Below are 15,539 nucleotides of genomic sequence, written 5' to 3' on the forward strand. Positions count from 1 at the left end.
ACCTAGAGGATGGCCCCCATGAACAAGAATCTCTTCCGCCGTGTATTCAACCGGCACCTTGGCATGCTCGTTGCCGTAGCCGAAAACGTGAAAGGCCAGGGCAAGCGCACCGGCGAAACCCGCGCGCCCGACCTGACGGGCGAACGTGGCGTGATTTCCACGCTGACCGCCATCGCACTGGCATTGCTGGCGTTCGACGCCATGGATGCGCGGGCGCAGGCCCTGCCCACCGGCGGCCAGGTGGTGGCCGGCCAGGCAACCATCGCGCAACCGAACGCCAGTACGATGCATGTGGACCAGTCCAGCCAGCGCGCCGTGATCGACTGGAACACATTCAGTATCGGCCAGGACCAAACGGTGCAGTTCAACCAGCCCAATGGCCAGGCGCAGATGCTCAACCGGGTGACCGGCGCGGACGCGTCGAACATCCAGGGCAGCTTGCTGGCCAACGGGCAAGTGCTGATCCAGAACGCCAATGGCGTGCTGTTCGGCAAGGGCGCAGTCGTCAATGTGGGCTCGCTGCTGGCCACAAACAAGTTGATCGATGCCAAGGCCTTCATGCATGGGGACCCGCTGCGCCTGACATCCACGGGTACCCAGGCCGGCGTGATCAACGAAGGCGATATCCAGGCCCAGGGCTTTGTGACACTGATGGGCGATCAGGTGCGCAACGACGGCAGGATTCGCACATCGCAGGGTGGCCAGGTCGTGCTGGCGGCGGGCGACAGCGCTACGGTGTCGCTGCCGAATGGCCTGGGCATCTCGCTGGTGCTCGACCAGGCCACGGCCAATGCGCTGGTGGAGAACACCGGCCACATCGTCGCGCATGACGGTACGGTCCTGGTTACCGCGCGCGGCAAGGACACGCTGCTCAATACGGTGATCAACCTCGATGGCGTTACGCGTGCCGGCACCATCGTCGCCGACGCCGGTACCACTGGTGACACGGTGGTGACGGGCCAGATCGATGCGTCGAACATGGCGGCCGGTGGGCAGGGTGGCACGGTGGTGCTTGCCGGCGACCGCGTGGGCATCTTCGGTGACGCCACCGTGGATGTGAGCGGCGATGCCGCAGGTGGCGTAGCGATCCTGGGCGGCGACACGCTGCATCAGTTGGACGGCACGCAGGCCCTGGGTCTGTTGCAGGACGGCATGGCGTTCGCGAGTCACACCCAGGTGGACAGCGGCGCCCGCGTTCGCGCCAACGCCGCCCATGGTGACGGAGGCTTCGTGGAGACATCTGGAAGCAACCTCGATGTGCAGGGTCTGGTGACGGCCGCCGGGCAAGGCGGCAAGGCTGGCCACTGGCTGATCGACCCAACCGACATCACGATTTCGACGGGACCGGATGCTGGCTACACAGGGGGCGTCACGGGCGGGTTCGCCGCAGCCGCCACCAAGGCAACGGTCACGAATACCACGATCAGCAACGCGCTGAACGCCGGTACGGACGTGACCATCACCACTGCCAGCGCCAGCAAGGCAGCCGGCAGCATCATGCAGCTTGCCGGGGCCGATATTACAAAGACCTCCGGTGGAGACGCAACGCTGAACCTGATTGCCGACAGCAACATCACGCTCAAGGGCAATATCACATCGACATCAGCCGGGCTGAACCTCAACGCGCAGGCGGCCAGGAGTGGGGCTGGCATTGTCAATCAGTTAACGACCTCGAACATCGATCTCAACGGCGGCCAGTTGCACATGTTCGGCAAGACCAGTGCGGGTACCGCCGTCTCTACCGGCGGCCTGAAAAATATTGGCGGCGGCCTCATTTCCGGGACCTCTGCCAAGGCGAACGCCGTGGTGATCAACCGGGGACTGACGCTGGTGGGTAATGGCACATTGGACATTCACGGCAAGGTCACCAACACCAATGGCGCCAACCTTCAGGGCGTGCTGCTGAGAGGCAATACGATACTGACTGGCAACTCGACGCTCAATATCAACGCCCAGGCGGTGTCAGGCCCTGGCCTACAAATGAGTGGCATGGTCTATGTCAGGGAGGATGCGACGTTCAATGCGATGGGCAAGGGCGCTTCCGGTAGTGGCATCTGGTCGTCGGGGAACAAGCTGGTCGTCAGTGAGCGCGGTAGCGCCAGTCTGACAGGCGTAACGAATACCTCCGCCGGCGTGGTCGTGGGCATGATCCTTAGCGACGATGCGAAAGTCCGGGTGGAGGGCGCGTCGAGGACGGATGATGGAGCGGTGGTGGCCGCGAAGATGACGGGAAATGCCGCAGCTGAAATCTGGGGCACAAGCGATACGTACACTGGGCTCGTTCAGAACACGGGCGGATTCGATCTCGATGACAACGCGACACTGACGCTGACAGGCACCTCGCGCACTGGTGCTGGCGTGGTATTGAACAACGACCTGCTGGTCTCCGGCCAAGGTCAGGTCGACGTGGACGGCACCTCCACGAACGGCGTTGGTGTCGGCATCTGGGTCAAGAAAGAACGTAGTGTGGCAGATGAAGGCAGCCTGAACATCGCAGGGAAATCGGAATCTGGCATTGGTGTCCGGATGGACAACGGCATGGGCCTGAGTGTCGGAGATTCAGGTGCGGTGTCGGTGTCCGGCGAATCTGTTGCCGGCAGCGGTGTAAGGCTGAGCGGAGCGGTCTCCATGACGGGCACTGGTAGCGTCGCCATCGCCGGTGAATCGGTCAGCGGGACAGGTTTCGAACAAGGTGCCAACAGCGCGATCCAGATTGGCGACCTGGGGTCCCTCGACCTTAGCGGCCGCTCTGTCGACGGCGATGGCATCTACCAGGGTGGCAAGATCGCTTTCACCGATGGCGGCAGCGGCTACGTCGACGGCACGTCGACCAACGGCACGGGTATGCGGCAGACCGAGGGTAGCAGCATCGAAGCGGAACGAGGCACCAGGGTGGGTGTCCTTGGCCAATGGCTTGGCGGCGCGGAGCCGGCAAGCAGCGGTGATGTTAGCGCGGTTGGCGTGGAGGTTGCGGATGGCAATCAGGTTTGGGGCCCTCCGTCACACATCGGCAATGACGATGTTGGCGCGGGCGCCGACGCGCAAGACAAGCGGGTTCGTATCGGCGCGTATTATTTTGATAGCCTGACGGGCCCGGCGTGGCACCTCAAGGCGCCGCCGCCAATGGATGCGGAGTCTGAAGATGCTACCTGGGCCGAGGCATTGGTCGAGAGCGTATCCGTCGATCCGGACGTCGACGCCGACGAGTCCGGCAACGGGATCCAGGCGGGCGGGGTGTCCCCCGAGATCGACCGGCACTCCGGGAACAGTTGAGCGCACGGAAATTCGTCGCGGGCAAACCGGTACCAACAGGTGCCGGTTTTTTTACGTCTGTGGCACCAGCCCCTTTCCCTTGATGTCGAGCAGCCGTTCGGCCATCTCGGCAAAACCCTCGCCACCGGCCGCCTCGGTGATGTATGCAGGCTTCTGCGGCAGCGTTTCAAGAATCTCCCGCACATTGGCCACCCCCACCGACAACGGAAAGTGCCCAAACATTGCCACGTCATTGGCTGAGTCGCCGATAAACAGCCATTCGTCGCGTTTCGCGTCGATATCGTCCCCGAGCAATTCCTCTACACAGAGCCGGCTCATCGACAATTTGTCGTGACGGCCAAACCAGCCGTTCACATGAATCGAGCTGACGGTGGCTGTCATGCCGGCGCTGCGCATCATCGTGGCGATGCGTTCCACGGCTGCCTGGGGCAATGGCGAAACGTCCTCGGCATGGTCGATCGCCAGGTCGGCGGCGTGCCAGGCCTGGTCCGAGGCCAGCGCGCAGCCGGGGACTTCGCGCAGGATCTCCTGCCCCAGCGCGTGGATGCGGTACAGGTTGGCATCGCGCGTGGCCGCGTCGTCGAGATAGCGCGTTACCAGTTTGCCATGGCGCAGATGCGAGTAAAACGCGCCGTTTTCGCCGATGATCGCATCCACGGGCCAGAGGCGCGTCAGGATTTCCGCCCAGGCGATGCAGCGTCCGGTGACCGGAATCACATGCAGGCCGGCGCGCGCCAGTCGGTCCAGCGCCAGGTAAGTCGCGGCGGGCAGGCGTCCGTCGGTGGTCAGCGTGCCATCGATGTCGGTCAGGATGCCACGCACGCGGCGCAGCGCGGCATCGGGCAGGAAGGCAAACGGAATTGGTGCAGTCATGGCGGCGCATTGTAGCCCTGCTGAACAGGGCATGCATGTAGCGGTTGTCTGTCGTCAATATGCTGCAACATTCGCTTATGCAACGCGGGTTTGCCCGGTGTTCGATGACAGAAGAGCGGCGTAACATCCATGTCACAAAAAATGCATACAGTCGGTCGCTTTTTCAAAAAAATCGTTGGACCGAACAGCCTCAGGAGAAACGCCCATGTCCTTTCCGCGCCTTGCTTTGAAATTTGCCGCAGTAGCCAGCCTGGCCCTGGCCGGCACGGCTCACGCAGCTGTCGAGATCCAGTGGTGGCACGCCATGGCGGGCGCGCTGAACGACAAGGTCAACGAGATTGCCAACAAGTTCAACGCCAGCCAGTCCGAATACAAGATCGTGCCGGTGAACAAGGGCAATTACGACGAGACCATGGCCGCCGGCATCGCCGCGTTCCGCGCGGGCGGGGCGCCGGCCATCCTGCAGGTGTTTGAAGTGGGCACGGCCACGATGATGAGCGCCAAGGGTGCCATCAAGCCGGTGTCGGTCGTGATGAAGGAAGCCGGCGAGAAGTTCGACCAGAAGGCCTACATTCCTGCTGTGGCGGGCTACTACACCTCGTCCAAGGGCGAGATGCTGTCGTTCCCGTTCAACAGTTCGACCACGGTCATGTACTACAACAAGGATGCCTTCAAGAAGGCCGGCCTGTCGGCGCCGCCCAAGACGTGGCCCGAGGTGATGCAATACTCGGCCAAGCTCAAGGCATCGGGCATGAACTGCGCCTACACCACCGACTGGCAAAGCTGGGTGCACCTGGAAAGCTTCTCGGCCTGGCACAACACGCTGTTCGCGAGCAAGAACAACGGGTTTGGCGGCACCGACGCGCGCCTGGTCTTCAACAGCCCGCTGCACGTGAAGCACATCACGAACCTGCAGGACATGGTCAAGAAGGGCTATTTCAGCTACGGCGGACGCAAGGCGGAATCGCAAGCCAAGTTCTATAACGGCGAATGCGCGATGTTCACGGGCTCGTCGGCGTCGTTGGCCAATGTCCGCAAGAACGCCAAGTTCCAGTTCGGGGTGTCGCAACTGCCTTACTACCCGGACGTGCAGGGCGCGCCGCAGAATACGATCATCGGCGGTGCATCGCTGTGGGTGATGAGCGGCAAGAAGCCGGAAGAGTACAAGGGCGTGGCCAAGTTCTTCACGTTCCTGTCGCAGCCTGAGATCCAGTCGGACTGGCACCAGGCCACCGGCTACCTGCCGGTCACCATGGCTGCTTATGAACTGACCAAGAAGTCGGGCTACTACGACAAGAATCCCGGTGCCGAGGTGTCGGTCGAGCAGATGGTCGTGAAAACCACCGACAAGTCGCGCGGCGTGCGCCTGGGCAACCTGGTGCAGATCCGCACGATCATCGACGAGGAACTGGAAGCCGTGTGGGCCGGCAAGAAGGAGCCGAAGGTAGCGCTCGATGCGGCAATTGCGCGCGGCAACGAACAGCTGGAACGCTTCCAGAAGACCGCGAAGGAATAACGAAGGAACGAGTTTCCTGCAACGCAGGACGCGGCGGGCGGCGGCACAACCGTCGCCCGCTTGCGTTTGTCCGGATTCGCTCGGGTTCGCCGGGGTTCGTCTGGTATCTAGTGATGGAGCGGTATCCCGACCATGGAAAAACGCGTCGTATTCCGGTCACCGTGGTTGCCATATCTGCTGGTGCTGCCGCAGATTGTCATTACGCTGATCTTTTTCTTCCTGCCCGCCGGGCAGGCGCTGTGGCAGTCGATGCTGCAGCAGGATGCCTTCGGCATCAACCTCGATTTCGTCGGCCTCGACAATTTCGTGGCGCTCTGGAAGGACGCGAACTATATCGAGTCGTTCCAGGTCACCGCGATCTTTGCCATCGGCGTGACCGTGGTGGGCTTGTCGGTGGCGCTGCTGCTCGCGTACTTTGCCGATCGCGTGGTGCGTGCCGCCACCGGGTACAAGACGCTGCTGATCTGGCCGTACGCGGTGGCCCCGGCCGTGGCCGGCGTGTTGTGGATGTTCATGTTCAACCCGACGCTGGGCGTGGTGTCGTATGCACTGCGCAAGATGGGTGTGGACTGGAACTTCCTGCTCAACAGCAACCAGGCGCTGACGCTGGTGATCCTGGCCGCGGCGTGGAAGCAGGTCAGCTACAACTTCCTGTTCTTCCTGGCCGGGCTGCAAAGCATTCCGAAATCGCTGATCGAGGCCGCGGCCATCGACGGCGCCGGACCGTGGAAGCGGTTCTGGTCGATCGTGTTCCCGCTGCTCTCGCCGACCACGTTTTTCCTGCTGGTGATCAACGTGGTGTACGCGTTCTTTGATACCTTCGCGATTATCGATGCCGTGACGCACGGCGGCCCGTTCAATTCGACCAACACGCTCGTCTACAAGGTGTTCCACGACGGTTTCCGTGGCATGGACATCGGCGGCTCGGCGGCACAGTCGGTGGTGCTGATGGTGATCGTGATCGGCCTGACCGTGGTGCAGTTCCGGTTCGTGGAACGCAAGGTCCAATACTAAGAGGAGACAGCAATGGTAGAACGTCGTCCCGTATTGGACTTCATTACACATCTGGTGCTGATTCTCGGCATCGCGATCGTGGCATTCCCGGTGTACCTGACCTTCGTGGCGTCGACGCTCACGGCCGAGCAGGTACTCGATTCACCGATGACGCTGATCCCGGGCAGCCACCTGATCGAGAACTATCGCACCGTGCTGTTCCACGGCGTGGGCGAGGCCGCGTCGCCGGTCTCCACCATGATGAAGAACAGCCTGATCATGGCGCTGGGCATCGCGCTGGGCAAGATCGCGATCTCGATCATCTCGGCCTTTGCGATCGTCTATTTTCGCTTTCCGCTGCGCAAGTTCTTCTTCTGGATGATCTTCATCACGTTGATGCTGCCGGTGGAAGTGCGCATCCTGCCGACCTACAAGGTGGTGTCGGACCTGGGGCTGCTGGATAGCTACTTCGGGCTGACGATTCCGATCATCGCCTCGGCCACCGCCACGTTCCTGTTTCGGCAGTTCTTCCTGACGATTCCGGACGAGCTGGCCGAAGCGGCGCGTATCGATGGCGCCGGGCCGCTGCGCTTCTTCTGGGATGTCGTGCTGCCGCTGTCGCGCACCAGCATCGCCGCGCTGTTCGTGATCCAGTTCATCTACGGCTGGAACCAGTACCTGTGGCCGCTGCTGATCACCACGCAGAAGTCGATGACGCCAGTGGTGGTGGGCGTGACGCAGATGATTTCGCGTTCCGGTGATGCCGCGACCGACTGGAACCTGGTGATGGCCACCGTGATGCTGGCGATGATTCCGCCGGCCGTGGTGGTAGTGCTGATGCAACGCTGGTTCGTCAAGGGCCTGGTGGAAACGGAAAAATAAGGTCAGACCATGGCAAAGCTGTCTCTTCGCAACGTTCAGAAAACCTACGCCGGCGGCACGCAGGTCGTGCATGGCATCGACATGGAAATCGCCGACGGCGAGTTCATCGTGATCGTGGGGCCGTCAGGTTGCGGCAAGTCCACGCTGCTACGCATGGTGGCCGGACTCGAAACCATCACCGGTGGCGAGGTGCATATTGGCGACAAGGTCGTCAATGACCTGGAACCCGCCGAGCGCGATATCGCGATGGTGTTCCAGAACTACGCGCTGTATCCGCATATGAGCGTGTACGACAACATGGCCTACGGGCTCAAGATCCGCGGCATGTCGAAGGGCGAGATCGAGCAGCGCGTCAAGCATGCGGCAGGCATCCTCGAGCTGGCGCCCCTGCTGGAACGCAAGCCGCGCGCGTTGTCGGGCGGCCAGCGCCAGCGCGTGGCCATGGGTCGTGCCATCGTGCGCGAACCGGCCGTGTTCCTGTTCGACGAACCGCTGTCGAATCTCGATGCCAAGCTGCGCGTGCAGATGCGGCTGGAGCTGAAGGACCTGCATCGCCGCTTGAAAACCACCAGCCTCTACGTGACCCATGACCAGGTGGAAGCCATGACGCTGGCGGACCGCATGATGGTGCTCAATGGCGGTCGCGTGGAACAGATCGGTACGCCGCTCGAAGTCTACGCGCGCCCGGCCAGTACTTTCGTGGCGAGCTTTATCGGATCGCCGCCCATGAACCTGGTGCCGGTGGCGCGCAGCGGCAATGGCAATGGCAGCGGTGAGCAGGGTGGCGCGCAGATGCGCGTGGTGCCCAAGGACGGGCAGGGCGATGGCCAGGCCACGCTGGGTCACTTGCCGATGGGCCTGCACCTGCCCGGGCAGGCGCTGATGGGCCTGCGTCCCGAGCACGTGGAGCCATGCGCCGCGCATGAGGCCATCGCCAATGTCGATGTGCGCGTGGTGGAGGCGCTGGGCGCGGACTCGTATGCCTATGGCACGCTCGGCGGCCAGCCGATCGTGGTGCGGCTGGACAGCCAGATGCATGTGCGTGCCGGCGACAAGCTGCCGATCACGGCATCGGCCGAGCACCTGCATTTCTTCGATGTGCAGAGCGGCAAGCGTATCGAGGCCATGGCATGAGCGGGCGCGACTGGCCGTATCCGCGCCATGTCGCCCATCGTGGTGCGGGCAAGCTGGCGCCCGAGAACACGCTGGCGGCGTTCCGGCACGGTGCGTCGTTCGGCTACCGGATGTTCGAGTTCGACGTGAAGCTGTCGGGCGATGGCAAGTCGGTGCTGATGCACGACGCCACCCTGGATCGCACGACCTCAGGCCACGGCCGGGTCGATGCGCTGACGCTGGGCGAGTTGGCCGGCCTCGATGCCGGCAGCTGGCACGGACCGGCCTTCGCCGGCGAGCCAATTCCCACGCTGGCGGCCATTGCCCGTTACACGCGGGCCAACGGCTTCCTGGTCAATATCGAGATCAAGCCGGTGCCGGGCGCGGAAGACCGGACCGGTGCCGTCGTGGCCCTCGATGCACTTTCGCTATGGAAGGGCGCTGCGGTGCCACCGTTGCTATCGTCGTTCTCGGAGGATGCCCTGGCGGCCGCGCGCCGTGCCGCGCCCGACCTGCCGCGCGCATTGCTGCTCGACAAGCTCCCCGGCGACTGGCTCGACCGCCTGCACCGACTCGATTGCGTGGCGCTGGACGCCAATCATCGCGAGCTCGATGCCGGCGTCATTGCCGCTGCCCACGCCGCTGGCTTCAAGGTGCTGTGCTACACGGTCAACGATCCGGGCAGGGCGCGGGACCTGTTGTCGTGGGGGCTCGATGGGCTGATTACCGATGCGGTCGACCAGATTGCACCGGACGCAGCGGGCGCCTGAGCGGAGCCCGGGCAGGTCCATGAACAAACTGTCTCGATTTTGCATCACGAAAAGTCCCCACTGTTTATAAGCAAACGTGCTATGCTTTTGCGAGTGAAGACTTAGGTCCTTCCCCGCACAACTGACCCTTCCGGGTCCGGCGGTGAGGCCGAAGATCAACGGCACCCATGTGGTGCCGTTCGTCCAAGGTGGCACTGCCAGGATCCTCAAGAGTTGTTTGCAATCCGCTAACCGGTCAAGCCGTGTCGCGGAAGGTTGATGAACCCGCTTAACTCCGGCATACCCGGAGAATAGTGAGCGCCCCATGATGCAACAGTATCAGAGCAATTCGTACCTCTTCGGCGGCAACGCCCCCTATGTGGAAGAGCTGTACGAGGCCTATCTCCAGAATCCCAGCTCGGTTCCCGACAACTGGCGCGCGTATTTCGACGCGATGCAGAATGTCCCGGCTGTGGATGGTTCCAACGCCCGCGATATCCCCCACGCACCGATCGTCGCCTCGTTCGCCGAGCGCGCCAAGCAGGGCCCCATCAAGACCATTGTTGCCTCGGCCGATTCCGATATGGGCCGCAAGCGCGTCGCTGCCACGCAGCTGATCGCCGCCTACCGCAACATTGGCACGCACTGGGCCGACCTCGATCCGCTGAAGCGCCAGGAGCGTCCGCCCCTGCCTGACCTGGATCCGGCGTTCTACGGTTTCTCCGAGGCCGACCTCGACATCGTCTTCAATGCCAGCAACACGTATTTCGGCAAGGAGTCGATGAGCCTGCGCGAGCTGCTCAACAACCTCCGCGAGACATACTGCGGCACCATCGGCGCCGAGTTCATGTACGTGAGCGACCAGGCGCAGAAGCGCTGGTGGCAGGAGCGCCTGGAAACCACGCGTTCCAAGCCCGTGTTCACGCTCGAAAAGAAGAAGCACATCCTTGACCGCCTGACCGCGGCCGAAGGCCTGGAGCGCTTCCTCCATACGAAGTACGTCGGCCAGAAGCGCTTCTCGCTGGAAGGCGGCGAAAGCTTCATCGCCGCGATGGACGAACTGATCCAGCACGGCGGCGCCAAGGGCGTGCAGGAAATCGTGATCGGCATGGCCCACCGTGGCCGTCTGAACGTGCTGGTCAACACGCTGGGCAAGATGCCGGCTGACCTGTTCGCCGAATTCGAAGGCAAGCACGTCGACGACCTGCCGGCCGGTGACGTGAAGTACCACAAGGGCTTCTCGAGCGATGTCTCGACCGAAGGTGGCCCGGTTCACCTGTCGCTCGCGTTCAACCCGTCGCACCTGGAAATCGTCAACCCGGTCGTGGAAGGCTCGTCGAAGGCGCGCCAGGAACGCCGTGGCGACGCAGGCCACAAGGAAGTGCTGCCGGTGCAGGTGCACGGCGACGCGGCCTTTGCCGGCCAGGGCGTGGTGATGGAAACGCTGAATCTGGCACAGACCCGCGGCTACGGCACGGGCGGCACGATGCACATCGTGATCAACAACCAGATCGGCTTCACCACTTCCGACCCGCGCGATGCCCGTTCGACGCTGTATTGCACGGACGTGGTCAAGATGATCGAGGCGCCGGTGCTGCACGTGAACGGCGACGATCCCGAAGCCGTGGTGTACGCGATGCAGCTGGCCGTTGATTTCCGCATGGAATTCAACAAGGACGTCGTGGTCGACATCATCTGCTTCCGCAAGCTGGGTCACAACGAGCAGGACACCCCGGCTGTGACGCAGCCGCTGATGTACAAGAAGATTTCCCAGCATCCGGGTACGCGCAAGCTGTACGCCGACAAGCTGGCGGCGCAGAACCTCGTGGGCGCGGAATTCGGTGACGAGAAGGTCAAGGAATACCGTGCCGCGATGGATGCAGGCAAGCACACGGCCGACCCGGTCCTGTCGAACTTCAAGAACAAGTTCGCGGTGGACTGGATGCCGTTCCTGAACCGCAAGTGGACCGACGCCGCCGACACCGCCGTGCCGGTGACCGAACTCAAGCGCCTGGCCGAGCGGATCACCACGATCCCCGAACAGCTCAAGCTGCACCCGCTGGTCGAGAAGGTCATCAAGGACCGCGCCAACATGGGCCGTGGCGAGCAGATGCTGGACTGGGGCATGGGTGAACACCTGGCCTTCGCATCGCTGGTCGCTTCGGGCTACCCGGTGCGTATCACTGGCCAGGATGCTGGCCGCGGTACGTTCACGCACCGCCATTCGGTACTGCATGACCAGGCGCGCGAGCGTTGGGATGCCGGTTCGTACGTGCCGCTGCAGAACGTGTCGGACAACCAGGCTCCGTTCACGGTGATCGACTCGGTGCTGTCCGAAGAAGCCGTGCTCGGCTTCGAATACGGCTACTCGACCGCCGAACCGAATGCGCTGGTGATCTGGGAAGCCCAGTTCGGCGACTTCGTCAACGGCGCCCAGGTCGTGATCGACCAGTTCATCTCGTCGGGTGAAGTGAAGTGGGGCCGCGCCTCGGGCCTGACGATGATGCTGCCGCACGGCTACGAAGGCCAGGGTCCGGAACACAGCTCGGCCCGTATCGAGCGTTTCCTGCAGCTCTGCGCCGACCACAACATCCAGGTGGTGCAGCCGACCACGCCGGCCCAGATCTTCCACCTGCTGCGTCGCCAGATGATCCGTCTGTTCCGCAAGCCGCTGGTGATCATGACGCCGAAGTCGCTGCTGCGTAACAAGGAAGCCGTGTCGCCGCTGTCCGATCTGGCCAAGGGTCATTTCGAGACCGTGATCCCCGATCACGAGGAATTGAACGCCAGCAAGGTCAAGCGTCTGATCATGTGCTCGGGCAAGGTCTACTATGACCTGGTCAACACCCGCAAGGAGCGTGGTGCGACCGACACAGCGATCATCCGCATGGAACAGCTGTACCCGTTCCCGCACAAGGCCGTGGCCGCGGAACTCAAGAAGTACCCTGGCGTGACCGAAATCGTGTGGTGCCAGGACGAACCGCAGAACCAGGGTGCCTGGTTCTTCGTGCAGCACTACATCATGGAAAACATGACGGAAGGCCAGAAGCTCGGTTATGCCGGTCGTCCTGCCTCGGCATCGCCCGCGGTGGGCTACTACGCAAAGCACAACGAGCAACAGAAGGCGCTGCTGGATGCTGCTTTCTCCAAGCTCAAGGGCTTTGTTCTGACCAAGTAATTCGTTGGTACCCCGCGCTGGCGCAAACGAATGGAATGCGCCACGTGGGGCTACCTCCCTGAAACGAAACACACGCATACATCGAGGAATTACCAAACCATGGCTATTGTTGACGTCAAGGTTCCGCAGCTGTCTGAATCGGTCGCTGAAGCGACCATGCTGAACTGGAAGAAGAAGCCGGGCGAAGCCGTCGCTCAGGACGAAATCCTGATCGAGATCGAAACGGACAAGGTTGTGCTGGAAGTGCCGGCCCCGTCGGCTGGCGTGCTGTCGCAAGTGATCAAGAACGACGGCGACACCGTCGTGGCCGATGAAATCATCGCCAAGATCGATACCGAAGCCACTGCTGGCGCCGCCGCTCCGGCTGCTGCCGCCCCGGCTCCGGCCGCCGCTGCCCCGGCACCTGCCGCTGCCGCACCGGCCGCCGCTGGCGCCGTTGCCATGCCGTCGGCTGCCAAGCTGATGGCCGAAGGTGGCCTGTCGGCTTCGCAAGTGGCTGGCACCGGCAAGGACGGCCGCATCACCAAGGGTGACGTGCTGGCCGCCGGTTCGGCTCCCGCCCCGGCCGCCAAGGCTGCCCCGGCTCCGGCCGCCGCCAAACCGGCCCTGGCACAAGTGTCGGCCCAGGTTGACTTTGCCGCGCTGGGCGATCGCCCGGAAGAGCGCGTGCCGATGAGCCGCCTGCGCGCCCGTATCGCCGAGCGCCTGATCCAGTCGCAATCGACCAACGCCATCCTGACCACGTTCAATGAAGTGAACATGAAGCCGGTGATGGACCTGCGCAACAAGTACAAGGACCGCTTCGAGAAGGAACACGGTGTGAAGCTGGGCTTCATGTCGTTCTTCGTGAAGGCCGCCGTGCACGCGCTGAAGAAGTACCCGGTCATCAACGCTTCGGTCGACGGCAACGACATCCTGTACCACGGCTACTTCGACATCGGTATCGCTGTCGGTTCGCCGCGTGGCCTGGTGGTGCCGATCCTGCGCAACGCCGACCAGATGAGCCTGGCCGATATCGAGAAGAAGATTGCCGAGTTCGGCGCCAAGGCCCGTGACGGCAAGCTGTCGCTGGAAGAGCTGACCGGTGGTACGTTCTCGATCTCGAACGGCGGTACGTTCGGCTCGATGCTGTCGACCCCGATCATCAACCCGCCGCAGTCGGCCATCCTGGGCGTGCACGCCACCAAGGACCGCGCCGTGGTGGAAGACGGCCAGATCGTGATCCGCCCGATGAACTACCTGGCCATGTCCTATGACCACCGTATCATCGACGGCCGCGAAGCCGTTCTGGGCCTGGTGGCCATGAAGGAAGCGCTGGAAGATCCGGCCCGCCTGCTGCTGGACCTGTAATCGGTCCGCATCCCAGACAGACATTACGTCTACCGTTTGTCGTCGCCCCCGCACCCGGTGCGGGGACCCGGCGAGCGCATCGTGCAAGCGATGCCGCCGGATGCCCGCCGCCGTGCGGCGGGCATGACGTGCCAAAGAGATATTTCCCATGAGCAAACAATTCGACGTGCTGGTGATCGGCGCCGGCCCCGGCGGCTACATCGCCGCCATTCGTGCTGCCCAGCTGGGCCTGAACGTGGCTTGCCTCGAAGGCAATGCCTATGACGATCCGAAGGGCGAAGCGCGCCTGGGCGGCACCTGCCTGAACGTGGGCTGCATCCCGTCCAAGGCACTGCTGGCATCCTCGGAAGAATTCGAGAACGCCTCGCACCACCTGGCTGACCACGGCATCACCGTGGGCGACGTCAAGGTCGACGTGGCCAAGATGCTCAAGCGCAAGGACGATATCGTCGGCAAGATGACGAAGGGCATCGAGTTCCTGTTCCGCAAGAACAAGGTGACCCTGTTCAAGGGCTATGGCAAGTTCGCCGGCAAGGCTGCCGAAGGCTTCCAGGTCGAAGTCAACGGCGAAACGCTGACCGCCAAGCAGGTCATCATCGCCACCGGTTCGAAGGCACGCCATCTGCCGGGCATCGCCGTCGACAACAAGCTGATCAGCGACAACGAAGGCGCGCTGAAGTACGACTCGGTGCCGAAGAAGCTTGGCGTGATCGGCGCTGGCGTGATCGGCCTGGAACTGGGTTCGGTGTGGCGCCGCCTGGGTGCCGACGTGACCGTGCTGGAAGCGCTGCCCGCATTCCTGGGCGCCGCTGACGATGGCGTGGCCAAGGAAGCGCAGAAGCTGCTGACCAAGCAGGGCCTGAAGTTCAACCTGGGCGTCAAGGTCAACGAAGTCAAGACCGGCAAGGACAACGTGACCGTTGCCTATACCGACAAGGACGGCAAGGACCAGACGCTCGAAGTCGATCGCCTGATCGTGTCGGTGGGCCGCGTGCCGAATACCGACAACCTGGGCCTGGAAGCAGTTGGCCTGGGCGTGGACCAGCGCGGTTTCATCGAGGTGGACGACCACTGCCAGACCAAGGTGCCGGGCATCTGGGCAATTGGCGACGTGGTGCGTGGCCCGATGCTGGCGCACAAGGCCGAAGACGAAGGCGTGGCCGTGGCCGAGCGTATCGTTGGCCAGAAGCCGCACATCGATTTCAACACGGTGCCGTGGGTCATCTACACGTTCCCGGAAATCGCATGGGTCGGCAAGACCGAGCAACAGCTCAAGGCCGAAGGCCGCGAGTACAAGTCGGGCCAGTTCCCGTTCATGGCCAATGGCCGTGCACTGGGCATGGGCGCTTCGGACGGCTTCGTGAAGATGCTGGCCGACGCCAAGACCGATGAAATCCTGGGCGTGCACATCGTGGCGGCCAATGCTTCGGACCTGATCGCCGAAGCCGTGGTGGCCATGGAGTTCAAGGCGGCAAGCGAAGACATCGGTCGCGTCTGCCACCCGCACCCGTCGATGTCGGAAGTCATGCGCGAAGCCGCGCTGGCCGTCGACAAGCGTCAGCTCAATATGTAAGGCATCTGTTCACCATCTGGTGAGCACCGGCGCGCCGCC

10 protein-coding genes are annotated in these 15,539 nt (G+C 63.0%); 9 read left to right on the forward strand and 1 reads right to left on the reverse strand.

Translation table 11 applies throughout. The features are described 5' to 3' along the window. The first annotated feature begins 18 nt into the window (after positions 1-18). Complete coding sequence (locus ACO550_RS27920; RefSeq protein WP_315595444.1) at positions 19-3,273, forward strand: two-partner secretion domain-containing protein; 3,255 nt, start codon at positions 19-21, stop codon at positions 3,271-3,273. Between the two features lie 51 nt (positions 3,274-3,324). Here the strand turns inward: ACO550_RS27920 and ACO550_RS27925 are convergent, their stop codons facing one another. Next, the gene (locus ACO550_RS27925; RefSeq protein ID WP_315595445.1) at positions 3,325-4,146 is read right to left on the reverse strand and encodes an HAD-IIB family hydrolase; all 822 of its coding nucleotides are present in this window, start codon (positions 4,144-4,146) and stop codon (positions 3,325-3,327) included. 205 nt (positions 4,147-4,351) lie between these two features. Here ACO550_RS27925 and ugpB point away from each other — a divergent pair, with 205 nt between their 5' ends. From ugpB to lpdA, 8 genes are all read left to right on the forward strand, one after another. Continuing rightward, complete coding sequence (gene ugpB, locus ACO550_RS27930; protein ID WP_315595446.1) at positions 4,352-5,662, forward strand: sn-glycerol-3-phosphate ABC transporter substrate-binding protein UgpB; 1,311 nt, start codon at positions 4,352-4,354, stop codon at positions 5,660-5,662. Between the two features lie 132 nt (positions 5,663-5,794). Continuing rightward, positions 5,795-6,676 carry a sn-glycerol-3-phosphate ABC transporter permease UgpA gene (gene ugpA, locus ACO550_RS27935; RefSeq protein ID WP_315595447.1) on the forward strand — a complete coding sequence of 294 codons (882 nt, stop codon included), beginning with the start codon at positions 5,795-5,797 and terminating at the stop codon, positions 6,674-6,676. A 12-nt stretch (positions 6,677-6,688) separates the two neighbouring features. After that, positions 6,689-7,537 (forward strand): sn-glycerol-3-phosphate ABC transporter permease UgpE, encoded by an 849-nt coding sequence (gene ugpE / locus ACO550_RS27940; protein WP_315595448.1) that lies wholly within the window; start codon positions 6,689-6,691, stop codon positions 7,535-7,537. Positions 7,538-7,546: 9 nt separating this feature from the next. Next, the gene (locus ACO550_RS27945) at positions 7,547-8,671 is read left to right on the forward strand and encodes a sn-glycerol-3-phosphate ABC transporter ATP-binding protein UgpC (protein ID WP_315595449.1); all 1,125 of its coding nucleotides are present in this window, start codon (positions 7,547-7,549) and stop codon (positions 8,669-8,671) included. After that, on the forward strand, positions 8,668-9,420 hold the full coding sequence (gene ugpQ, locus ACO550_RS27950; RefSeq protein WP_315595450.1) for a glycerophosphodiester phosphodiesterase: 753 nt from the start codon (positions 8,668-8,670) through the stop codon (positions 9,418-9,420). Before ACO550_RS27945 ends, ugpQ begins: the two co-directional genes overlap by 4 nt. 304 nt (positions 9,421-9,724) lie before the next feature. After that, a complete protein-coding gene (locus tag ACO550_RS27955; protein WP_315595451.1) occupies positions 9,725-12,577 on the forward strand; it encodes a 2-oxoglutarate dehydrogenase E1 component in 2,853 nt (950 codons plus the stop codon). 99 nt (positions 12,578-12,676) lie between these two features. Next, positions 12,677-13,927: a 2-oxoglutarate dehydrogenase complex dihydrolipoyllysine-residue succinyltransferase gene (gene odhB, locus ACO550_RS27960; protein WP_315595452.1), complete on the forward strand. Its 1,251-nt coding sequence runs from the start codon at positions 12,677-12,679 to the stop codon at positions 13,925-13,927. 148 nt (positions 13,928-14,075) lie between these two features. Beyond that, positions 14,076-15,500: a dihydrolipoyl dehydrogenase gene (gene lpdA, locus ACO550_RS27965; protein WP_315595453.1), complete on the forward strand. Its 1,425-nt coding sequence runs from the start codon at positions 14,076-14,078 to the stop codon at positions 15,498-15,500. The last annotated feature ends 39 nt before the right edge of the window (positions 15,501-15,539 follow it).

Source organism: Cupriavidus sp. (assembly GCF_057315035.1).

Coding starts and splice junctions, on each gene's coding strand:
- ACO550_RS27920 (WP_315595444.1), top strand. CDS start 19: ATGAACAAGAATCTCTTCCGCCGTGTATTCAACCGGCACCTTGGCATG.
- odhB (WP_315595452.1), top strand. CDS start 12,677: ATGGCTATTGTTGACGTCAAGGTTCCGCAGCTGTCTGAATCGGTCGCT.
- ugpB (WP_315595446.1), top strand. CDS start 4,352: ATGTCCTTTCCGCGCCTTGCTTTGAAATTTGCCGCAGTAGCCAGCCTG.
- ugpQ (WP_315595450.1), top strand. CDS start 8,668: ATGAGCGGGCGCGACTGGCCGTATCCGCGCCATGTCGCCCATCGTGGT.
- ugpA (WP_315595447.1), top strand. CDS start 5,795: ATGGAAAAACGCGTCGTATTCCGGTCACCGTGGTTGCCATATCTGCTG.
- lpdA (WP_315595453.1), top strand. CDS start 14,076: ATGAGCAAACAATTCGACGTGCTGGTGATCGGCGCCGGCCCCGGCGGC.
- ugpE (WP_315595448.1), top strand. CDS start 6,689: ATGGTAGAACGTCGTCCCGTATTGGACTTCATTACACATCTGGTGCTG.
- ACO550_RS27925 (WP_315595445.1), bottom strand. CDS start 4,146: ATGACTGCACCAATTCCGTTTGCCTTCCTGCCCGATGCCGCGCTGCGC.
- ACO550_RS27955 (WP_315595451.1), top strand. CDS start 9,725: ATGATGCAACAGTATCAGAGCAATTCGTACCTCTTCGGCGGCAACGCC.
- ACO550_RS27945 (WP_315595449.1), top strand. CDS start 7,547: ATGGCAAAGCTGTCTCTTCGCAACGTTCAGAAAACCTACGCCGGCGGC.